Below are 20,145 nucleotides of genomic sequence, written 5' to 3' on the forward strand. Positions count from 1 at the left end.
CATGGTTTTAAATGAGATAAGCCATCCCTGAAGATGGCTTATCAAGTGCAAATACAGACGCAGTTTTGTAAAAATGTTGCCGCATTAAATGGCACACAACCAAAGTATTTGAACCAATTATACAGCGTTTGTGCGGAATACGCTGACAGCATCCCTCAGGCTTGCGGCCCGGCTTGCAAGTTCATCAGCAGATGATGCAGACTCTTCAACCAGTACGGCATTCTGCTGCGTAACCTGATCCATCTGTGTCACCGCAATATTTATCTGAGATATGCCCGCACTTTGTTCTTCAGAAGAAGATGAAATCTCTCTGACTAATTGAGATGTTTGCTCAATAGCTTCCACGCTTTGCTTAACTTTTTCACCGGCATCCCGGGCCATCGAAATGCCCTGTTCGGCATGCTCAACTGACTGCTCAATCAGTCCTTTGATCTCCTTCGCCGCTCCAGCCGATCGCTGTGCCAGTGCCCTGACTTCAGATGCAACAACAGCAAAGCCCTTGCCGTGCTCACCTGCCCGGGCAGCTTCAACGGCTGCATTTAAAGCAAGAATATTCGTCTGAAACGCTATCCCGTCAATAACGGAGATGATTTCTTTAATCTGCCCCGCACTGTTGCTTATTTTTTCCATTGAAGCCAGCACTGACTCCATCGCCTCACCGCCTCTTAAGGCCGCACTGGTAGCGGAGTTGGCCATTTCAGCAGCATGGCGCGTGTTATCTGCATTATTGCCGATAATTGACGATAACTGCTCCATACTGGCCGCAGTCTCAGCCAGAGAGGCTGCCTGTTGTTCAGTTCGCGCAGAAAGATCACCATTTCCGCGAGCAATTTCTTCAGATGAGGTAGCGATAGTGACAGCGTTGCTTTTGATGCTTTCAACCGTAAGTGTAAGTCGCTGACTCATTTGCAGTAATGCCTTGAGCAGTCCGGCAGTTTCATTACGTCCTGTCACCGTAAATGTTGACGTAAGGTCACCACCTGCGACTTCAAGCGCCAGCTTTGATGCTGCACTGACAGGTCTGGTAACGGAGCGAATGATAACCAGAGCGAAAATTACTGCCAACAGGACGATAAAAACAAGAACGGTCAGTAGTGCATATTGTGCATATCGGTGTTCCTTAATCTGCGCATTCAGTATTTCACTCAGCTCATTACCTCCACCAATGGCGTAGTCGCTGAATTTGTTAATAGCGTGCGTAAAGAGCGCTGCATAGTCCTTCGGGTTTTGATTCGTCATGCTCCGGTTAATAAAAATCGCCTCAGCGGTTTTGAGAGCACTGTTTGCCTCCTGAACGGCTGCATCTGCATCTGCACTGAACTTTTGCTTAAGTGTGTTATCAGATAAAAATAGTTTTTCAGAATCCTGAACAAATAAATTCAGGTTATACGAACCATTACTGATTAAAGACTCCATACGGACAGAGTCTGCTTCACTTATGCTTTCATTTCGGGCAAGAAGGGAAGTGCCGAATGCACGTATTTTCCCAAGGCTTTCGGTCAATTCAGGCAATGATGAAAAATTACTCGTAATTAAACGGTACGTGTTGATATCTGAATCGAGAGAAAGGCCGTAAAAATCCAGCACATCACGGTTCGCGTTCAAAAGGTTGCGGATGAGGAGGGCATGCGCATCAAGACTGGCTGTCAGAGTCAGTTGTGAAGAATCTATTCTCTGCTGTAGCTGGCTCCACTGTGTGCGCACATCATTAATTTTGCTGATTATGGCAGCGCTGCCTTCTGTCTTGGCCATATCTTTAGTAATAACGTCAGTGATGTTTTCAATTTCATCTCTGACCTGAACGCGGGACGGTGTTGCTGGATTTTTAGTTGCAATGGCCAGGGCGGTTTCTGCACGATGGCGCTGTATCAAATTCAGCAGGGCTAAAATCTTATTTTCTACGGGTACACCTGTTAGCTCTCTTTGCTTGTCCTGAATGTATTTATTACCTTCGGAAACAAAAAGCATGGTAGGAACTGAGAACAGAACAAGGGAAAACAGGCCCAGAATGGCAAATTTGGCGGTAAGACTTATATTGTTTAGAATCTTATTCATTTATAATTCCTGGTGAATTAGTTCGTTATAGTGACAATTGCAAAAGATACATTTGCAAAGCACCTTAACCTTTTTATCGGTTATTCCTTCATTAACTTTATACCGCATTGTTGATTTACTGCTTTACGGAATAAACTTTTAGTAACGTTAAACAAAGCACTTAAGCTAAATAATCATTTTTTCTCGGGATGAAGTTCTGTTCGCAGCGGCATTAGCCATTGCTGGATTTTCATCTGAGAATTTTTACTGAGATTTGAATGAGTCGGCTGAACTAAATGCGGTTCGCGCACATGTATTATTAATATGTCGCCGAAGGACGTTGTCTCGGGGGTGTAAGGTGAAGCAAAACTATCTGACCTGGCAGGCGCTTTGATCGCTGCGAGTGACCTGCTCCCCGTTGATTCACTCATAACGCTATTAGCAATGTCCGCTTCTCGCTCATAGCTGCCAGTCAGGTACTTTAATCTCCGTAAGGTGTTTCGGCAGCCACTCAGCATGTTTGGACAAGAGTTGGATTTGTGTTCAGTACCTGATGAAGTGCCGTGCTGGGTTTTTCAGGCATAACTGATGTGTAACTTTTTCTACACCTGATAAAGCTACAAAACCAGCTCGTTCATAGAAAGTGAATGCTGATGAAGGTGCATTCGTGTTGATAAAATCAAACCAGCGGCCAGCATCTTTCAGAATCTCATTGAGTAGAGCACTGCCAATCCGATTTTTTCTCCATTCAGTGTCTACATAAAGATGCCGTAGACGACCGACACCAGTTTCTTGTGTAAAAGGATCGACGTTAAGCCCACACACGCCAATAATTAAACGATCAACATAAGCCCCAATCAGTTTTTCTCCAGGCCTGTCAAAACGGTTATAGCCGCTGAGCCAATTTTCTTCTAGCCGACGCAGCATGTTCAATCCTTCAGTCATGCTCTGCGTTCGCAATTCGACAAATCCTGAGCTGTCCGGGGAGATTTCTGCGAAATGAATATCCATGAGCCACTCCAGTGTTTTCAGTCTGCTTAGACTGGACAGAATTTCCTGGGTGCCCCTTATGACACCGGTACAGCTTCTGTCCTTATTGCCCAGGATGTTTTCTCCATGCCAAAGGCGGAAGTAGATAATAACAGCCCCTGTGAATCAACGGGTACCAGATCAGGTTATAAGTAAACTATATGCCTAATTTTATTTATAAAGTGAGTGACACACGGTCTTAAGGAAGTGTGGGACATGAACGCATACTGATTGCTTACATACTGCACTTAGGACAATTTCTGTCCAATGCGGGTGGCGATAACCTGCTCTTACACAGAACGCTGTTAACAATATCCGCAGATCACTCATAGCGGACAAAGAAAGAAATGTTAGCGTCCGCTCTGTGCCAGAAGCGGACTTAGCTGGGATCTGAATGCATTAATGACGTGTAATTTTGTCCGGTTAACATCTTTATGCCTCTGATATTTCTCCGGCGAGCCGGAGAAATTTAACCATTTTATCGAAAGCATTCAGTCTTAACTGCATCACGTCAGCAGCAGGCGTTGTACACCGATCAGAAATGCGTCCAGCTTCCGTCTTCGTCTTCCGCGCGGGTTTTTACAGCTGCGGTTTTAAAACCCGGCTTTACAACCGTGGCGGGCACATGAGCAACGGAAAGCGCAGAAGGGCCACTCAGACTGAACACAGACACAGCCTGTAGAAGCCGTTCCGCCTGCTCCCTGAGGCTTGAAGCAGCGGAGGCCGACTCTTCAACCAGTGCAGCATTCTGCTGTGTCGTCGTGTCCATCTCCGTAACGGCAATGCCTACCTGCTCAATCCCACGAGCCTGCTCGGCACTGGCGGAGTTGATTTCTTCAACAGTGTCTGTGAGCTTTCCTACGGCGGAGAGAATTCCTGACATCGTTTCAGACGCGTGAATCACCAGTGCATTACCCTGTCCCACAGTATCAGCATTGGCTGCAATCAGCTGCCGAATCTCACCCGCAGCCGAAGCGCTTCTCTGTGCCAGTGACCTGACCTCGCTTGCCACCACCGCAAATCCCCGGCCGTGCTCGCCGGCACGGGCCGCTTCCACTGCGGCGTTCAGCGCCAGAATGTTGGTCTGAAAAGCTATGCCGTCAATGACGGCGGTGATTTCAGCGATACGGCCGGAGCTTTCGCTGATAGATTTCATTGTGCCGGTAATGGCCGTGGTGGCCTCGTTGCCTTTATTTGCCACGTCCCGAACGCTTACAGCAAGCTGGCCGGCCTGACGGGCATTGTCTGCGTTGTTTTTTACCGTCACGCCGAGCTGCGTCATGGTCGCTGATGTTTGTTCAAGGGCACTGGCCTGCTCCTCGGTACGCTGCGACAGGTCTGTGTTGCCCTGGGCAATCTGGGTACTGGCGGATGCCACGCTTTCTGCATTGCTTCTCACGAGGCTGACCGTGTTAATCAGCGAAGCCTGCATGTCACTGATGGCAGACAGCAGTATGCCTGTTTCGTCTTTACGATCTGCAGTGACGGTACCAGTAAGGTCGCCGCGCGCCACCCGGCGGGCGGCCTCAACGGCCACATTAAGTGGCCGCGTGATACTCCGGGTGATAACCCAGGCAGATACCGCGGCCAGCAACAGCGCAACCACGCCGGCAACAACTAACATCATCAGCGCACCCGAACGGTCGGCGCGAGCCTGCGCAGCGGCAGAGCTCATTCGGGCCTCCTGGAAGGTCTGCATCTCTTTCAGCGACGCCATAAAGTCTCCCTGAGTCTGGTAACGGGGGCCAAACAGGAGTTGGGTGGCATCATCGCTTTTTCCCTGTTGGGCAAGTGCCACCACCTCATCAATGAAAGGCAGAAAAAGTTCTGCACGGGCCTTGAGGCGGGTGAAAATTTCGCTTCCCTGGGGCGTATTCACCTGCTTACCAATAAGACTGAGAAGACTGTCAACTTCATGTCTTTCGCCGCGATAATCGCTGATGGCTTTTTCCCTTTTTGCAACGTCTTTAAGGAGAATCGCATTACGCGCAAGCCGGCTCATATCTGATGTGTAGTAACGGATCGACAGAGAAGTGGAGGCTTTGGTGTAAAGACTTCCTGATATGTCATCATTGGCATTACCGAGAGCATTAATTTTTACGATGCCGATGAGCACCATAAACATAACAAGGAGCGCCATAAACCCGAAGGTGATACCGAGACGCACTCCGATTCTAATGTTGTTCATATTTATTCCTGGTGTAGGCGTCAGCATTCATGCATGGTGCTGACGAAATATACTTCCCTTAAAGAAAAGATAAGTAATGTGTACAGAGCCGCATGATTTGATTGCGGTGAATGTTTTATCGGCAATTTTCAGAAAAGGTTCATGAGGCAAGGTGGAGGTCAGATGAGTACATCAAGGAAGCAATCCACTCATTGCGAAGGGCAAGCACGGGGTTGTGCACTCCAACAGAAGCCTTCTCAAGAAGGAAACTTCAGAAAGAATAATACAGGCAGCTCAGATCCAACTCTCATTTTATTGGTGCAAGTCCTGCGTTTCCGTAAATGGATCACCTGCAGAGAGAAGTCTCATTTTTGGCAATGGGCTCTAAACTCTGGCCGTTGATCGGATAGCCTGAATGACCGTTTCTCGCTCATGAGGGACAGCCATACTCAGATCACCCACATTTCAGGAGATTTGAGTATGAACACATCACCGTGGAACAAAGACCGTATCATCGGCCAAAAAAGACCACTTCAGATATCTCATATCTGGGGGATCCGAATCAGGCTTGAACTGGAAGGTAAAACGCGCGATTTGGCTCTGTTCAATATGGCCCTGGATAGTAAGCTTCGAGGCTGTGATCTGGTAAAACTCAAAGTATCTGATGTTGCATATGGTAGCTCTGTTTCAAGCAGAGCTACGGTGCTACAACAGAAAACCGGCAGCCCTGTCCAATTTGAGATAACCAAAGGGACAAGAGAGGCTGTTTCTGCATTGATAAAGCTTGGCAATTTACGCAGTAAAGACTACCTGTTCCGATCTCGGGTCGGTATTAACCAACACATATCACCCCGGCAATACAACCGAATTTTTCATGGGTGGGTAGCAAAAATTGGTCTCGAAGATTCTCTTTACAGTACACATTCCATGAGAAGAACAAAACCTTACCTGATCTACAAGAAAACTAAGAATCTTCGTGTGATTCAACTCCTGTTAGGTCATAAGAAACTGGAAAGCACGGTCCGTTATCTGGGTATTGAAGTCGATGATGCGTTAGAGATTTCTGAATCGATTGAAGTCTAAGTTTGTCAGGGCTGCAACAGCAGCCCTGTGCCAGAAGCGGACATTTACGTATGAGGTAAGCATTCTGTCACCATGAGTTTTCCAGATTCATTTTCATCCTTGCGCAAGATGTGATGTATGGTTTGAACCTGGTAAGCTGATTTTCGACTGAATGTGATTTTGCTAACATGAAACGCCATTGCGTTTGTGAGAGGTAACAGTGATTCACTTAAGACAGGCTCAGCACAGTGATGCCGATGCAATAGCACATCTACACACCGCCGGATGGAGAGATACCTACACGAAAGTGATGTCTGCGGATTTCCTTGAAAATCAGGCGCAGAAAGATCGACTTTCACACTGGCGCTCAGCACTGAATCAGAGCAATGAAAGCGAAACAGTGTTTGTAGCTGAATATGATGGAAAGGTTGAAGGCTTCATATGTATTAAGCTCCACTATGACGCGCAGTGGGGCTGTTATATAGACAGCCTGCATGTAAGCTCTTCACTACGTGGTCACGGTGTAGGAAAACAACTTCTCTGTCGCGCAGCCGAATGGGTCAAGAGCAGGGATGATGAGTCACCGCTCTATTTATGGGTGTTTGAAGATAACACCCAGGCAACAGCTTTTTATCAGCGCCTCGGGGGCACCATTGTGGAGAGAACATTATCCGATATGCCTTCATCAGATCATGCCCCGGTATTCAGAATCAGCTGGAAAAATGCCGGTCAGCTTCTGGTATCTGCTTGCTGAAAAATTAGCCAATGCCTTTTCTCTCTAAAATCGACACCGCTTTCGGCCTGCTTACCGATTACCTGTTCAGTTAGTGTAAGGAACGAACGGGCAATTTTATGTCTTGATCGGTTCCCGTTAACCCCAACACGGCTGTGTAAGTAAAATTTCCACCTGCTGTGAACACCCCAAACGGCCGCTCCTCGCTCATAGCGGACATCGGTTTGTTCGTGATGCCGTCATGAACTAAAAGCTGAAGTAACCAGCAATAGTCTGAGTTTAGCAACGGGGAGCAGGTCAGCTAATATGTTGAGAAAACCGACGTTACAAAGAGGATCAATCCACTCACGGGTAATGGCTGAAAAACCGCTATGAGTAAGATCTGCCCAGGTTGAAATAGCCACTGCCGCAGCGGGGAGCAGATTAACTGCGTCACGCGCCTTACGCATCATTGTAACGACAATCAAACCACCCGCTGAATCACCTAACAGAACCAGATTTTTGGCATCTATATCATTGAGTGTAAACATCAACAGAACACAAAAGGATGGGCTGAATGATGCGTGTGACAGGCCACCTTACACTGGTGTTTATCCTGAAATAATCAGTTATGATTTCATCAAAGAATTTCCATCGGGTTAGCGACACTGCTGTACTCATTCTGGTTCAGCGGTTCAGCGGTTCAGCGGTTCAGCGGTTCAGCGGTTCAGCGGTTCAGTCCGTGTCAGACGTTTTTTAACCGGCATGGCTACTCCCGGTGGCAACAATATTGCCGGTGGCTACGAGCAAAGCAGATACAGGCAACTCACTAGTGAGTGAACATTTACAGGATCGCTGTTATGAATATTGCAGGACGTCTTTTATTTCCTCTTTGCTGTCTTTACAGCTCATATTCATGTGCGGAAAACTGGTTTCTGCCATGCGCTGAAGCGTTGGATAAGCCAGGATTCAGCTTATTGAAAAAATATGTTGAATCCAGAAGCGGGTCGACAGCCTCTATTCCAGAGAAGAACGATACCTGTTTCAGACTAAACAATTATCAGTTTTTAGTTAATGAGAACACTGAGGGGATTTATTTTTATGATGCTAAAAGAAGCACCTATGGTAAAGATATTCCAGGATTGCGCATGTATACGGAAATCAAACAGGAGTTTACCGGTGGAAACCACAAACACTACGCGCTGATATATTCATCAAATACCAATTTCAGATACAGTGACTTGTATCAGAAGTACGAGATTTTAAGTCTGATCGCCGGTAACAGTGAAAAACCCTACACCCGTTATGCGTTATTTGACTGGTATGAAGATCCGAGTTCCGGACTGTGTGGTACGACTGAGCCTGTTTCTGATGATAAATCTGCCAGTAGTGAAGTCAGTAATAAAAAAATACCTTTTGAATATGATGTATCGAAACCCAGGATTATTAATCAGAATAATGCTGATGTTGCAATATATTTTCATGTAAAGGAACAAAACTGCACAACATCAGCAATCAGAGAGTATGACAAGAAATTCATAATAATTAATGGATTATTTAAGGATGAGAGTGTCCGTTGAGAGATGTAAGAAATATGCATCTTCAGATATCTGAAATATGAATATCCAAGACTTTCGTAGTCATTTTCATTGCGACGGGATAAATTCTAATGTCTCCTTCTCGCTCATAGAGGATATTTAGATGATATCAGTCCGCTCTGTGCAAGGAGCGGACGTTGGCGTGTTATGACGATTTCAGGATTACTCATAGAATGGCTTTATAGTTGAGATTAACGTGATCGAAATATTATTCCGCTGTATCCTGACCAAATTGTTTTTGATATCACTAACGCAAAATGTTTTGCGTGATTGAAAAGAAGGAGTTCGTATAATATGTCTCAAATTAAATTTGAACTGAGTTTTGGAAGCGAAATATTACGTGATGGCATGTTTCTGGAATTATCTGTCCGCGAGACATCTCCTTTACGGCAAATTGCTGAAGTTTTCTATTCGGATGTTACACACGAATTCTTTTTGATCTGCTACGAAGAGAATATCCCTCTGGAAGCAGTGGAAAAACTGATTTCGGAGGCGAGGATATCTCTCCCGCCAGTGAAGCAAGAACAATCCACATAGCACAGACCACATATCAATGTCCGCTCCTCGCTCTCAGCGGACCTTCAGCTAAGTTAGATCGTCCGCTTTGTGCCAGAAGCGGACCTTCAGGCAACAATGTCATCGTTGCATAATGAAACAGATGATGAATAGTATTTTTTTACGTAAGTTAAATGCTGATTCCAGAGACAAATAAGGCTGTAAGCGTGGGCAGATTTAAGGGTAAACGGATACTAATTACTGGAGGCACGAGTGGCATGGGGCTGGCAGGCGCTCAGCGTATTGTCACGGAAGGTGGCCATGTAGCCATAACCGGTCTTAATGAAGAAAGACTGGAGCGTGCACGCAGTCTGCTTCCTGCAGCTTCGCTTATTCTGAAAAGCGATGCTGCAAGCGAAGCTGATATACATGGGCTTGGTGAGGCTATTAACGACTGGGGTTCACTTGATGGATTATGGCTAAATGGCGGTTATGCTGAAGTAGGCTCCCCGGAATCTGTAACGGCAGATTCTTTTAATCGTATGATGAACGTTAATGTGCGAGGCCCGATGCTACAGCTGGCAGCCCTGTCCGAATCGCTCAATTCAGGCGCGTCCATTTTGGTAACTTCTTCCTCCTCTGTCTATGAAGGTGCGGCGATGACAAGTCTGTATGCAGCGACGAAAGGTGCCATTATCGCTATGGTCAAAAGCTGGGCATCAGCGCTGGCTGAACGCGGTATCCGCGCTAACACATTGGTGCCGGGTCCGATTGAAACCAACTTCAGGCACTTTATGCCAGAAGAGTCACGTCAGCAGTTTGAAGATTTTGTGGTAAGCCAGGTTCCTTTAGGCCGAGCCGGAACAGCAGAAGAGGCCGCTGCAGTTGCACTTTTCCTGCTGTCCGATGACGCATCCTATGTTACCGGCAGCCAGTATGCTGTAGATGGTGGGCTGGTTCATTACTGAAGTTTTTTAAGGAGAGTAAATTCATATGCGCATTCCGGATTACCCTTCACAAGATTCCGATAAATGGGCTCAGGTAGATGCCTGGTTTTCTGAAAAGCTAGCCGCTGAAGATTCAGATTTAAAATACGCTCTCGCTAATAACTCAGCTCAAGGTTTGCCGACACATGACGTATCCTCTTTGCAGGGAAAAATGCTGGCTATTTTCATGCAAATGTCACGTGCCGTTCGTGTTCTTGAAATAGGCACACTTGGGGGGTATAGCACCATATGGATGGCCAAAGCTCTTCCACCCCATGGAAGCATAACGACAATTGAATTCAACGACCATCATGCAGAAGTGGCCAGTCAGAACATCAATAAAGCGGGGCTGGCTGAGCGCGTCACGTTGCACAGGGGAGCTGCGCTTGAGGTCTTACCCACGCTTGATGCGCCTTTTGACCTGATTTTTATCGATGCCGATAAAGTGAATAACCCCCACTACCTTGAATGGGCTATCAGATTGTCGAAACCAGGCACTGTTATCGTAGCAGATAACACCGTGCGCGGTGGCAATGTCATCGAATCTGGTAGTGAAGATCCGAACGTTATAGGCCTGCGAAAATTTGTAGAAATGATTTCTGAGGATGAGCGCCTTGAAGCGACGGCAGTTCAGACTGTTGGTGAAAAGGGATGGGATGGTTTCGTTCTAGCTATCGTTAAAACCCAATGATGCTATTTATCATTCAGGAAAACGCACTTATCTCCAGTGTTTATTCACAATTTCTGAATGATAAACACAAAACATTCAATTCCTCACAAAGCGAACATTGTTTATTGCATATGTCCGCTTTGTGCCAAAAACGGACGTCAACGCTTGATAAAAAGTCATCTTTAGTGCTTATTAACATTCAGGAATCGGCATCCAAAATGCTGCAAAATGGGAGAAGGAATGCTTTTCGCAATAAGGTTTACGGATCACCCAGGTGAATACAATGTCAGAAAACAATATCTTAATCCTCATTTGGACTGGTTAAAGCAAAAACGAGGTGTGGTTCTTGCTGCTGGTTCATTACGTGAAAAAAATAACGATCAACCTGTCGGAGCTCTATGGGTAGTTAAGGCTGAGCATGAAGAAGAAGCCTTATCCATATTTTCCGATGACCCTTTTTGGATCCATGGTTTACGAGCATCGGTTGAGGTTTTATCGTGGAGCCTCGCTTTTGAGGACATGCTTAACGCTTAATGTATGCTTTCTCATAGCGGACCTTCAACTTAGTTACCTTGTCCGGTTTGTGCCAGAAGCGGGCATTGGCAAAATTTTATTGTCCCTGAAAGAAGAATTGTGCATTTTGGTAAAGCAGTCGCTTTAAATATGCTAACACCAGGAGAAGTGATGACATTTCAGGATGCGCCTCGACTTGAGACAGAACGACTAATTTTAAAGCAATTTACGCTCGACGATTTTCCAGCGCTTATGGCGTGCTGGAGCACGCCTGAAATGATTAAAATTAATGGCGGTGAGAAACCAACGACAGAAAGTGTTTGGAGCCGCTTATTACGTTATATCGGACACTGGCAAGCGTTAGGGTATGGCTACTGGGCGGTGTTTGAGAAAACTACAGGCCGTTATGCTGGTTCGTTTGGTTTCCAGGATGTTCATCGTGATATCACACCTCAGTTAAAATACCCTGAAGCTGGATGGACATTAATTCCTGAAGTTCAAGGCAAAGGTTATGCGTCTGAAGCACTGGCCGCAGTTTTACTATGGGCCGATCAGACATTATCCTCCCCATTGTGCTGCATTATTGACGAAGAAAATAAACGTTCAAATCATCTGGCTGAGCGCTTTGGTTTCCAGTTTCAAGATTATGTTACCTATCGCGGTAAGCAAGTACGCATGCTTGTACGCTAATAATTAATTAAACCATAAATGTAATTTTTAGCGGGTCTACGGAACGTCCGCTTAGTGCCAGGAGCGGACGCTGCTTGCATCATGGTAGGTTAGTTTACAGGGAGCAGGTCAGTCCGCTCTGTGCCACCAAGCGCACGTTGCAAACATCACCGCTCTGATAAGAAGGTAGTGGATCATGACATGTAGACTTCATTGATTGCGTTCCATCAACTCAAGCGTCTGACCATCAGGGCTTTGTAAATATATGACTCTGGTTCCCTGCATGGGGCCTGATGAGACTGTCTGGGGTTTTCCTGGCGTCTTCCAGCCATAGTCCGATACTTTGCTCAGGAGCGTATCAAGATCCTTAACCATAAACGCCAGGTGCGCGTAGCCTGGGATATAGGGTGCTGAAGGCGCTTCTGGCTGTTCAATGTTATTGTATTGCAGTAATTCAATGTTCATACCAGCCACTTCAAGCAAAGCCATTCGTACATCCGCTCCCCTTGCGCCTGTGACTTCATCAATAATGGGTCCAGACATGTTCCCTTCGCGTAATAACTTCCCTCCAAGAATATGGGTCCAGACGAATAATGCGTCTTCAATATTTTTGACTGAAAAACCGACGTGATTAGCACTTAAGATCATGACATCACCTGCTGGTTGCAAAAATTGAGCACTTAACTATCTAAAATTGCTGATTTATTTCTTCACGGTAAGTGCGATGGAATTTGTTAAGGAAAAAGCACAACTGAGAGCGGTCTGAATCATGTCGTTATGAGCCATCCACAGCGACAGCCGTACAGGTTACCTGCTCCCTGTTGAACAATACGCGACCAGGTACAAGCCGGTATCTAGTGTAGAAAAACGGCGAATGTCTGCTTGTCACTTATTGCGGACCCGACATGCTCATCTGATTTGTGCCAGAAGCAGACAGTCTTATTTCAAGGCTGACAGCAGACAAAACCGTTTTCCAGAACGCTACAAGCAGAATGCCGGTCATCAAGGCGCACCCGCAAAACATCATCAGCACCCGGCATCCCGAGTCTGTCTGAGCCGCACAAGCTACCCGCTTCCACATCAAAGCGATGAGGCGGGATCCACATCCTTTCAAATGTTATATAACTGTAAGTATTAATCGAATAAAGTTGCTACCTGGCGCGTTAATGCGTTGTCTGTTTACTGGAGAATCCCGTTATGACGCGCGCTGTATCTATTCTGGTTGCTGGGTTGCTGCTGAATCCGTTATCCCACGCGGCTTCACTTTACTACACGATTTCCACACCTGACACCGCGATAGGGCTGTCATGGCACGCATTTGGCGGTATTTCGCATGCGAAATTAACGGGCGTAACCGGCGAGGTTGCGCTGAATCCGGCAAATGAAATGGATAATCGTGTGAAGGTCACTATTCCGGTCACCACGCTTATCGCGTCCAACAACCTGCTGACGTATCAGTTAAAAAGCAGCATGTTTTTTGATGCTCCCCGTTATCCCAATATCGTTTTTACCAGCAGCCGGATCGTGGCGCAGGGCAACGGCAATTTCAGGATTTTTGGCTCATTGTCGGTAAAAGACGTTCAGCGACCGGTCATTCTGGAAGCCACGATGGAAGAGCACGACCGCACGGCGCAACGCGATGAACGGATCGCGCTACATGCCATGACCACGATTTCCCGCTCGGCCTACCATATGGATCGCTTCACCGCGTTGGTGGATGATACGGTGACGATCAAGATTGATATTCAGGCAGAGGCCAGTCATGTGCCTTGAAAGCGTCCCACGCCGTTAAGCGCTAAGGGCGTTTTTCAGGGCGCTGGCGCTGTCTGCCAGTGCTTCGTCCGGGTTGCGGCCAATCAGGACAAACTGATAGCCGCCGTGGTGCCACCAGACCAGGCGCATATCATGTCGCTGTTCGCGCTGAAGCCCGGTTGAGGCAGGCTGGGCGTCCGGCGAAATGCATAGCGCCATCGGGCCATATTCCGCATGGATCCACGCAATTTGCGCGATAGATGTGCTGTCATAGCGCAACATGCGCACCATCTTCAGCTCTGCATCCGGCAGGGAAAGCTGCTGCGTATTGAGATGTAGGCCAATATCCTGCGCGGTGCGGGCCAGGCCATGCTGTAACGCGGCAGGGGAGTTATCCGCATCCAGCAGCGTTTCTGCGCTGTAGAGCGACATGTACTGGGCTTCAAGATCGCGAATCTTCTCGCTCTCACTCAGCCTGGTTTTAGCCGGGCGGGCGAGGTAGCCGAGGCCTGAACCGATCATCAGAAAACTCAGCGAGGCTGCAATCAGCGAACGACGGCTAATGCCCGATGTCGCGGTAGCGACAACATCGGCGGCGGGTGCCTGCGCTGGCGCGTTTAACAACGCGTCGAGCCGGCGCTGCATTTTTGCTTCCGGGGCCTTATCCAGTAAGGGCGCAAAGGCCGTGTCAAAGTCGAGCTGGCTTTTCATCAGTTCATCGATGCGTTCAGCCAGTTCAGCATCGGTTTCCAGCAGTAATTCGAGCCTGCGTGCGTCATCAGGGTTCATTTCGCCATCCAGCCAGGCCACCAGCGCTTCGTCGCTGAAGGGGGGCGCAAAGCGTAGCGTGTTCATGAGCGTTTCTCCTGCGCAGAAGCCTGAGCATCGAACGATTTTGCCAGCGCCGAACGCGCGGTTGCCAGCCGGCTCATAATGGTGCCGATGGGTACGGCCAGCGTCTCTGCGGCTTCCTGATAGGTAAATCCTTCAACATAGACGAGAAAGACGGTATTGCGCTGGGCTTCTGGCAATGCGCTGACGCGCTGCATGATTTTCTGAAAATGCAGGCGTTCATCATCACGTTCCCGCGTGTCAGGCGCCAGCAGTTCCTCACTTTCAACAAAGCCCTGTCCTAACCGCACGCGGCGGGCGCGCAGGTCGGAAATCCAGATAGAGTGAAGGATCGAGAACAGCCAGCGATCTATCCGGGTACCCGGCGTAAACTGCGCGCTCTTTTCGAGCGCGCGTACGCATGTAGACTGCACGAGTTCTTCAGCAACGTCGTGGTTTCGGGACAGCACCAGCCCGTAGCGCCACAGGCGCGTCAGATGGGCAGCAAGCTGCTGGCGAACTTCGCTGGTCGTGATGTGACTGTCCTCATCGTAGGTATCAGGATTCCGGATGACCATTAATGGCGGCCTGCAAATCACGATACTCTTCGCATCCTGTACCGCACAGGCTGGCGATGGTTTTCAACTGCGCTTCTGCCAGGTCGGGACGGCCCTTAATCAGCCACGCTTCGCCCAGGTATTCGCGCACTTTCGCATAGCGCGGGTTAAGCGCCAGCGAGCGTTGATAATACCCGATCCCTTCGTCGGTACGCCCGAGTTTTCGGGTGGCATAACCCCGGTAATTCCAGGCTTCTGCGGTGTCGGGCTGTTTCAGACTATCCAGCAGGGTAAGCGCGGCCTGATAGTCGCCTTTCTTCGCCAGATGATAGGCATAGTTTGTCTTGTCTTCGTCACTCAGGCGCGCCGTTTTGTCGGAAACACACTGTTTGGTCTTGCTGTCGTAAACCTGCCCGCGCGGACAGTCCGGAATTTTACTGTTGGTGCTGTCATCGCCTGCGGCCAGTGCCGGGGCAACGTGGATAACGAACAGCAGGGCCGGAACCAGCAGCTTACGGCCTGGGGTACGCAGCAGTGAAGCGGTGTTTTTCATGGTAGTGCTCCAGTTAACGAAAGAGGCGAACGGGCAGCATGCGGCGCAGCACGTTATCGCGGAGAAAATAGTGATGGAACAGGGCGGCCAGAGCATGGAACGCGGCCAGAATAATTAACGCCCAGGCGACATTGTTGTGTAATTCACCCAGAGCATGTTTGAGCAGAGGATCGACATGCACCCATCCGCTCAGATCGAACAGGCCAAAAAAGCCAAAGGGTTCCTGCTGCGCCCAGCGAAACATAAAGCCCAGCACAATTTGCGTGAACAGCAGCAGATAGAGCGCACCGTGAACGCAGTGAGAAAGGAATTTCGCCGGACGTGAAACGGCGGCAGCGGGCATCGCGTAACGCGGCGAACGTTGGCTCATTAGCCGCCAGACCGGACGGATCACCATGACCAGCGCCAGCACGATCCCGCAGGAAATATGCACTGACTGTAAGCCTTTCCGGAGCGGTGTCCCGCGCTCCAGCCATTCCCAGATGTGCGCACTGGCAAACAAAAAGATGACGCTGGCCGCGGTAATCCAGTGCAGCGCCAGGGTCATTCCGTCGTAGCGCTGTCGGGGTTTCTTGGGTTGTGTGTGAATCATGGCTTTCGTTCTCTCCTTCAGGTTTATGATGAGTGAACGTGCGTATGCGGATTTTTATTCGACTTTTTTATTCGACTTTTTTTGCGATGTTTTAGAGCGAGATAAGTGACGGGGAAAGGGTGAACAATCGCTGAGGTGCGAATGACATCGTCCGGCGCACACTTCGCACTGCCTCGGGCGGCATGGCGCGCATTCTGCACAAGGACATTGACGTAACCGAGAGGCTGTTTTAATGATGTAGGGCGGTTATTCAGCCGACGGTAACAAGCCAACTCCATTCTTAAGGCGCGCGATCCCATGACAATACAGGTTTGTATTCCCGACGATTATCATCAGGCCACGGCAGGCCTCGACTGCCTGCAATGCCATCCCCAATTTACCTGTACCGCTGTTGGGGATATCAGCCTCGATCCTGATGCAGAACAGGCGCTGGCGACGGCTCAGGCCTTGATCCTGATCCGTGAGCGCACCACCATTGACGAGGCCTTTTTACAGCGCACGCCGCAACTAAAGCTCATCAGTCAGACCGGTAAGGTCGCCCGCAATATCGATATTGCGGCCTGCTCACGGGCGGGTGTGGCGATTGTCGAGGGCGTCGGCTCGCCCGTCGCACCGGCTGAACTGACGTGGCTGCTGATTATGGCAGCCCGCAGAAAGTTCGTTCAGGCCGTTAACGCCATGCGCGCCGGTCACTGGCAGGCAGAACTGGGGCAGGGCGTGAGTAACCAGACGCTGGGGATCCTGGGCTACGGCAAAATTGGCAAGCGGATTGCGGCTTATGCAAAGGCATTTGGTATGCGGGTGCAGGTCTGGGGAAGCGATCGCGCCAGGCAGGAAGCGCAGCAGGAGGGAGTGATAGTGCCTGCCAGCCGTGAGGTTTTTTTTGCCTCCAGCGACGTGATAACCGTTCATCAGCGCTTAGTGGCAGCAACCGAGGGCAATATCACGCGCGACGATCTGGTGCAGATGAAGCCCGATGCATTGTTCGTCAACACCAGCCGGGCTGAGCTGGTGGCTGCCGATGCGCTGCTGATTGCGCTGCGCCAGGGCCGCCCGGGTTTTGCCGCTCTGGACGTTTACGAGCAGGAGCCGGTATACGATCCCGCGCATCCGCTGTTATCACTGCCCAACGTGCTCTGCACGCCGCACATCGGCTATGTCGAGAAGGACAGCTACAGCCTGTATTTCGGCACCGCGTTCGAAAACGTGGTGCGCTTTTTCGACGGTGACCGAAGCCATGTAATCAATCCTGAATCTCTTAGGGAGCATGAAAAATGAAAATGGAAAATATCCCTTTCGGGATAACAGACTGGGCACAGATAGAGGCAGAACGGCATCCGGGTGATAGCGGGTTTGCGCTCTGGCGCGTGGCAAAGTTTGGCGATATCAGAGTCAGAATGGTCGACTATTCCCCCGGCTACGTGGCCGATCACTGGTGTATAAAAGGGCATATTCTTCTGTGCCTGAAAGGCGAAATGGTCACAGAGCTGGATGATGGACGCACGTTTGTATTAACGCCGGGCGTGAGTTATCAGGTTGCCGACGATGCCGAAGCCCATCGATCAACCACCAGAGAAGGGGCGACGCTGTTTATTGTGGACTGATGGCAGTATAAAAAGCGTTTACAGTAACGGATAGCCTCAAGTTGAATATAGGGTGCTTCTGCTGATACTTGGACTAAAAAAAGCAAGGAGATAGAGGGCACCTTTTTCAGACGATGATTTCTTATTGCCGTAATCATTAACACAGGGCGCAGCAGCATCATTACGCTGAATGTCTGATGACCCCTCTCTTTTTAATTTTCTTTTTTTATTCATAAAACATCCGATGGGAAAACGCATTGAAATATCGGGTGTCAGGTGAAAAAGGCCAACCTCATCCGCATTTTTACGCAGTCTGCTTTACACCTTGATGCTCCTCCATCACTGCAACGCAGGCCCTGACAGCAAAGGGATGACGGGGAAACTCACGTCGCGTTATTTTGCGTGGCGTCATTCAACTGACTAAAGGCGATGCTAACGACCTGTCCCCTGAATATATGTCACAACTTTTGCACTGGTGACGGAATGTTTCAAATAGCGTCGCTATATATTTTCTGGATCATTGCAGTGCGCGTTGCACCCTGATCTCATGCTTAACATCGCTGCTCATGCCGACGGATATTTTATATTTCTGTTGAAACGGATTCCTGAAACCCTTATCTGGCAGGTTATGTGATCTGGAATGTTTCTTACATAAACTATTACGACAGCAAAATATTGCTGGCACACAATATGCTTTATTCCCACCTACAACATCCAATAATCAGACAGGGGCATAGCATGGCATCTACGGGGCTTAAAAAGAAATTAGGGTTGGTCGATCTGTCATTACTTGGCATCGGCTCAATGATCGGTTCGGGCTGGTTATATGCCGCCCTTAACAGTTCCGGCTATGCGGGCAGCCATACCGGCTGGGCATGGGTACTGGGTGCCGTGATCGTTCTGATGATTGGCCTGGTTTACGCCGAGCTGTCCTCAGCGCTACCGCGCGCCGGCGGTTTTGTTCGCTATCCCAATTATTCGCACGGCAACATCGTTGGTTTCGTGATTGGTGTCAGCTCGCTGCTGGCCTATACCAGCACCGCAGGGGTGGAAGTTGAGGCCGTTCGTCAGTATGCGATCTACTGGTGGCCCGCACTCGGGCATGAGGACGGCAGCCCAACGGGGTTAGGGTTTGGCGTGCAGATTGGGCTACTGGTGGTGTTTTTTCTGCTCAACTACTGGAGCGTCAGCTTCTTTGGGCGGGTGAACACGATTGTCACCACCTTCAAATTTATCGTGCCGTTGCTGACCATCGTGACACTTCTGCTTTACTTCCATGCGCCAAACCTTGATGTTCCACCTTCACCGCCGGGTGGGGCTCATGGCGTTTTCAGCTCACTGACGGGGGCAGGGATCGTCTTTGCCTATCTTGGCTTTCGTCAGGCGGTTGATTTTGCCAGTGAAGCTAAAAATCCACAGCGCAACGTGCCGCTGGCAATCGGTATTGCCATTGCTGTCAGCTTCGTGATTTACCTGGCCCTGCAGTATGCGTTCATGGGGGCGGTACCGACCGATTTGCTGTCACAACATGGCTGGGCAGGGCTGAAGCAGATATTTCAGTCTCCCTATGCCGACCTGGCGCGCAGCCTGGGGCTGACCTGGTTGATTAACCTGATTCTTATCGACGCGGTGATTTCCCCGGCCGGGACCGGCAACATCTACCTGGCCGGCGCCGCGCGCGTGCTGTTTGCCTGGGCGCGTAATGGCCATCTGTTTAAAGTGTTTGGCAAAGTGGATGCAAAATCTGGCGTACCGCGCGGTGCATTGTGGCTGTCGCTGCTGCTGGCCATCGCCTGGACATTGCCTTCCGAGTTTCAGGTCTGGGGCGGCTTAATCGGCGCGGTGACGTCGGCAACTGTTTTTACTTACATGCCCGGCCCGATAACCCTGGGCGCTTTTCGTCAACACCTGCCCGATATGCAGCGTCCGTTTCGTCTGCCCGTTGCGGCGGTTCTCAGCCCGCTGGCGTTTGTTGCCAGTACGCTTTTGATTTACTGGAGCGGCTGGTCTGTTAATGAGATCCTCATTCCGATTCTGATTGTTGCCTGGGTCGCTTACGCGATCTTTGGCAAAAAGAGCAACCAGTTCAGTCAGGATTTGCAGTGCGCCTGGTGGCTGCTGGCTTATTACATCGCGGTCATGGTGGTTTCTATGCTGGGTACCTACGGCGGAAGCGGTATGATTGACACACCACTCGATATGATCCTCATTATTGTCGCGTCGCTGGCCTGCTACTTTTGGGGCGTTAAAGCGAGCTTTTCTCAACCCAACATTACCGATGAGGAAGCGGAATCCGCATCCTTTAGCCAACACGCGGTATAGTGTTTATCGCCTGCACCTGT

At 49.3% G+C, this 20,145-nt stretch carries 20 protein-coding genes and 1 pseudogene; 12 read left to right on the forward strand and 9 right to left on the reverse strand.

All coding sequences use genetic code 11. The features are described from left to right. Nucleotides 1-117: 117 nt before the first annotated feature. From QLG08_RS20950 to QLG08_RS20960, 3 genes are all read right to left on the reverse strand, one after another. Complete coding sequence (locus QLG08_RS20950) at nucleotides 118-2,055, reverse strand: methyl-accepting chemotaxis protein (protein ID WP_015700497.1); 1,938 nt, start codon at nucleotides 2,053-2,055, stop codon at nucleotides 118-120. 522 nt (nucleotides 2,056-2,577) lie between these two features. Continuing rightward, nucleotides 2,578-3,045: a GNAT family N-acetyltransferase gene (locus tag QLG08_RS20955; RefSeq protein WP_015701122.1), complete on the reverse strand. Its 468-nt coding sequence runs from the start codon at nucleotides 3,043-3,045 to the stop codon at nucleotides 2,578-2,580. A gap of 553 nt (nucleotides 3,046-3,598) precedes the next feature. Next, a complete protein-coding gene (locus tag QLG08_RS20960; RefSeq protein ID WP_014606060.1) occupies nucleotides 3,599-5,251 on the reverse strand; it encodes a methyl-accepting chemotaxis protein in 1,653 nt (550 codons plus the stop codon). A 459-nt stretch (nucleotides 5,252-5,710) separates the two neighbouring features. Between QLG08_RS20960 and QLG08_RS20965 the strand changes: the two genes are divergently transcribed. Together QLG08_RS20965 and QLG08_RS20970 are read left to right on the forward strand one after the other, a co-directional pair. Further along, entirely contained in the window at nucleotides 5,711-6,313 is a 603-nt protein-coding gene (locus tag QLG08_RS20965; RefSeq protein ID WP_015701127.1) for a site-specific integrase, read from the forward strand. A gap of 199 nt (nucleotides 6,314-6,512) precedes the next feature. After that, nucleotides 6,513-7,046 (forward strand): GNAT family N-acetyltransferase, encoded by a 534-nt coding sequence (locus tag QLG08_RS20970; protein ID WP_013025476.1) that lies wholly within the window; start codon nucleotides 6,513-6,515, stop codon nucleotides 7,044-7,046. A gap of 278 nt (nucleotides 7,047-7,324) precedes the next feature. On the opposite strand, the pseudogene QLG08_RS20975 reads toward QLG08_RS20970, so the two are convergent. Then, nucleotides 7,325-7,528 (reverse strand): annotated as a pseudogene (locus QLG08_RS20975) (steryl acetyl hydrolase); the annotation flags it as partial. Nucleotides 7,529-7,864: 336 nt separating this feature from the next. Here QLG08_RS20975 and QLG08_RS20980 point away from each other — a divergent pair. From QLG08_RS20980 to QLG08_RS21005, 6 genes are all read left to right on the forward strand, one after another. Further along, complete coding sequence (locus QLG08_RS20980; protein ID WP_014606059.1) at nucleotides 7,865-8,584, forward strand: hypothetical protein; 720 nt, start codon at nucleotides 7,865-7,867, stop codon at nucleotides 8,582-8,584. Nucleotides 8,585-8,896: 312 nt separating this feature from the next. Then, nucleotides 8,897-9,139 (forward strand): hypothetical protein, encoded by a 243-nt coding sequence (locus tag QLG08_RS20985; protein WP_014606058.1) that lies wholly within the window; start codon nucleotides 8,897-8,899, stop codon nucleotides 9,137-9,139. A gap of 185 nt (nucleotides 9,140-9,324) precedes the next feature. Further along, complete coding sequence (locus tag QLG08_RS20990) at nucleotides 9,325-10,065, forward strand: SDR family oxidoreductase (protein WP_026021006.1); 741 nt, start codon at nucleotides 9,325-9,327, stop codon at nucleotides 10,063-10,065. 25 nt (nucleotides 10,066-10,090) lie between these two features. Then, entirely contained in the window at nucleotides 10,091-10,774 is a 684-nt protein-coding gene (locus tag QLG08_RS20995) for an O-methyltransferase (protein ID WP_019105809.1), read from the forward strand. Between the two features lie 219 nt (nucleotides 10,775-10,993). Continuing rightward, nucleotides 10,994-11,287, forward strand: a complete 294-nt coding sequence (locus tag QLG08_RS21000; RefSeq protein WP_014606775.1) for a YciI family protein — start codon at nucleotides 10,994-10,996, stop codon at nucleotides 11,285-11,287. Nucleotides 11,288-11,437: 150 nt separating this feature from the next. Then, complete coding sequence (locus tag QLG08_RS21005; protein ID WP_014606774.1) at nucleotides 11,438-11,956, forward strand: GNAT family N-acetyltransferase; 519 nt, start codon at nucleotides 11,438-11,440, stop codon at nucleotides 11,954-11,956. 189 nt (nucleotides 11,957-12,145) lie between these two features. Here QLG08_RS21005 and QLG08_RS21010 read toward each other — a convergent pair whose 3' ends face one another. Further along, a complete protein-coding gene (locus tag QLG08_RS21010; protein ID WP_064352626.1) occupies nucleotides 12,146-12,583 on the reverse strand; it encodes a VOC family protein in 438 nt (145 codons plus the stop codon). A gap of 549 nt (nucleotides 12,584-13,132) precedes the next feature. Here QLG08_RS21010 and QLG08_RS21015 point away from each other — a divergent pair. Then, nucleotides 13,133-13,708, forward strand: a complete 576-nt coding sequence (locus QLG08_RS21015) for a YceI family protein (protein ID WP_014606048.1) — start codon at nucleotides 13,133-13,135, stop codon at nucleotides 13,706-13,708. Nucleotides 13,709-13,723: 15 nt separating this feature from the next. Here the strand turns inward: QLG08_RS21015 and QLG08_RS21020 are convergent, their stop codons facing one another. Genes QLG08_RS21020 through QLG08_RS21035 form a run of 4 tightly spaced genes read right to left on the reverse strand, consistent with a single transcriptional unit; the run spans nucleotide 13,724 to nucleotide 16,220 of the window. Then, nucleotides 13,724-14,542: a membrane protein gene (locus QLG08_RS21020; RefSeq protein ID WP_015700487.1), complete on the reverse strand. Its 819-nt coding sequence runs from the start codon at nucleotides 14,540-14,542 to the stop codon at nucleotides 13,724-13,726. After that, entirely contained in the window at nucleotides 14,539-15,096 is a 558-nt protein-coding gene (locus QLG08_RS21025) for a sigma-70 family RNA polymerase sigma factor (RefSeq protein ID WP_014606046.1), read from the reverse strand. The genes QLG08_RS21020 and QLG08_RS21025 overlap by 4 nt, the downstream gene beginning before the upstream one ends. Then, nucleotides 15,077-15,628 (reverse strand): tetratricopeptide repeat protein, encoded by a 552-nt coding sequence (locus QLG08_RS21030; protein ID WP_089517411.1) that lies wholly within the window; start codon nucleotides 15,626-15,628, stop codon nucleotides 15,077-15,079. Before QLG08_RS21030 ends, QLG08_RS21025 begins: the two co-directional genes overlap by 20 nt. A 13-nt stretch (nucleotides 15,629-15,641) precedes the next feature. Beyond that, nucleotides 15,642-16,220 carry a cytochrome b/b6 domain-containing protein gene (locus QLG08_RS21035; RefSeq protein WP_013025489.1) on the reverse strand — a complete coding sequence of 193 codons (579 nt, stop codon included), beginning with the start codon at nucleotides 16,218-16,220 and terminating at the stop codon, nucleotides 15,642-15,644. A gap of 297 nt (nucleotides 16,221-16,517) precedes the next feature. Here QLG08_RS21035 and QLG08_RS21040 point away from each other — a divergent pair, with 297 nt between their 5' ends. The 3 genes from QLG08_RS21040 (at nucleotide 16,518) to QLG08_RS21050 (ending at nucleotide 20,125) form a co-directional block, all read left to right on the forward strand. After that, nucleotides 16,518-17,498 carry a D-2-hydroxyacid dehydrogenase family protein gene (locus tag QLG08_RS21040; protein WP_282473159.1) on the forward strand — a complete coding sequence of 327 codons (981 nt, stop codon included), beginning with the start codon at nucleotides 16,518-16,520 and terminating at the stop codon, nucleotides 17,496-17,498. Continuing rightward, on the forward strand, nucleotides 17,495-17,824 hold the full coding sequence (locus tag QLG08_RS21045; protein WP_013025491.1) for a DHCW motif cupin fold protein: 330 nt from the start codon (nucleotides 17,495-17,497) through the stop codon (nucleotides 17,822-17,824). Before QLG08_RS21040 ends, QLG08_RS21045 begins: the two co-directional genes overlap by 4 nt. Before the next feature lie 717 nt (nucleotides 17,825-18,541). Next, complete coding sequence (locus QLG08_RS21050; RefSeq protein WP_282473160.1) at nucleotides 18,542-20,125, forward strand: APC family permease; 1,584 nt, start codon at nucleotides 18,542-18,544, stop codon at nucleotides 20,123-20,125. The last annotated feature ends 20 nt before the right edge of the window (nucleotides 20,126-20,145 follow it).

Source organism: Pantoea sp. V106_11 (assembly GCF_029967885.1).
Taxonomy (GTDB): Bacteria; Pseudomonadota; Gammaproteobacteria; order Enterobacterales; family Enterobacteriaceae; genus Pantoea; species Pantoea ananatis.

What these genes read in the sequence shown, in the direction of transcription:
- QLG08_RS20960 (WP_014606060.1), bottom strand. Translation starts at nt 5,251, where the DNA reads ATGAACAACATTAGAATCGGAGTGCGTCTCGGTATCACCTTCGGGTTT.
- QLG08_RS20950 (WP_015700497.1), bottom strand. Translation starts at nt 2,055, where the DNA reads ATGAATAAGATTCTAAACAATATAAGTCTTACCGCCAAATTTGCCATT.
- QLG08_RS21045 (WP_013025491.1), top strand. Translation starts at nt 17,495, where the DNA reads ATGAAAATGGAAAATATCCCTTTCGGGATAACAGACTGGGCACAGATA.
- QLG08_RS21050 (WP_282473160.1), top strand. Translation starts at nt 18,542, where the DNA reads ATGGCATCTACGGGGCTTAAAAAGAAATTAGGGTTGGTCGATCTGTCA.
- QLG08_RS21030 (WP_089517411.1), bottom strand. Translation starts at nt 15,628, where the DNA reads ATGAAAAACACCGCTTCACTGCTGCGTACCCCAGGCCGTAAGCTGCTG.
- QLG08_RS21015 (WP_014606048.1), top strand. Translation starts at nt 13,133, where the DNA reads ATGACGCGCGCTGTATCTATTCTGGTTGCTGGGTTGCTGCTGAATCCG.
- QLG08_RS21020 (WP_015700487.1), bottom strand. Translation starts at nt 14,542, where the DNA reads ATGAACACGCTACGCTTTGCGCCCCCCTTCAGCGACGAAGCGCTGGTG.
- QLG08_RS21025 (WP_014606046.1), bottom strand. Translation starts at nt 15,096, where the DNA reads ATGGTCATCCGGAATCCTGATACCTACGATGAGGACAGTCACATCACG.
- QLG08_RS21040 (WP_282473159.1), top strand. Translation starts at nt 16,518, where the DNA reads ATGACAATACAGGTTTGTATTCCCGACGATTATCATCAGGCCACGGCA.
- QLG08_RS20985 (WP_014606058.1), top strand. Translation starts at nt 8,897, where the DNA reads ATGTCTCAAATTAAATTTGAACTGAGTTTTGGAAGCGAAATATTACGT.
- QLG08_RS20980 (WP_014606059.1), top strand. Translation starts at nt 7,865, where the DNA reads ATGAATATTGCAGGACGTCTTTTATTTCCTCTTTGCTGTCTTTACAGC.
- QLG08_RS20995 (WP_019105809.1), top strand. Translation starts at nt 10,091, where the DNA reads ATGCGCATTCCGGATTACCCTTCACAAGATTCCGATAAATGGGCTCAG.
- QLG08_RS21000 (WP_014606775.1), top strand. Translation starts at nt 10,994, where the DNA reads ATGCTTTTCGCAATAAGGTTTACGGATCACCCAGGTGAATACAATGTC.
- QLG08_RS20965 (WP_015701127.1), top strand. Translation starts at nt 5,711, where the DNA reads ATGAACACATCACCGTGGAACAAAGACCGTATCATCGGCCAAAAAAGA.
- QLG08_RS20955 (WP_015701122.1), bottom strand. Translation starts at nt 3,045, where the DNA reads ATGGATATTCATTTCGCAGAAATCTCCCCGGACAGCTCAGGATTTGTC.
- QLG08_RS21005 (WP_014606774.1), top strand. Translation starts at nt 11,438, where the DNA reads ATGACATTTCAGGATGCGCCTCGACTTGAGACAGAACGACTAATTTTA.
- QLG08_RS21035 (WP_013025489.1), bottom strand. Translation starts at nt 16,220, where the DNA reads ATGATTCACACACAACCCAAGAAACCCCGACAGCGCTACGACGGAATG.
- QLG08_RS21010 (WP_064352626.1), bottom strand. Translation starts at nt 12,583, where the DNA reads ATGATCTTAAGTGCTAATCACGTCGGTTTTTCAGTCAAAAATATTGAA.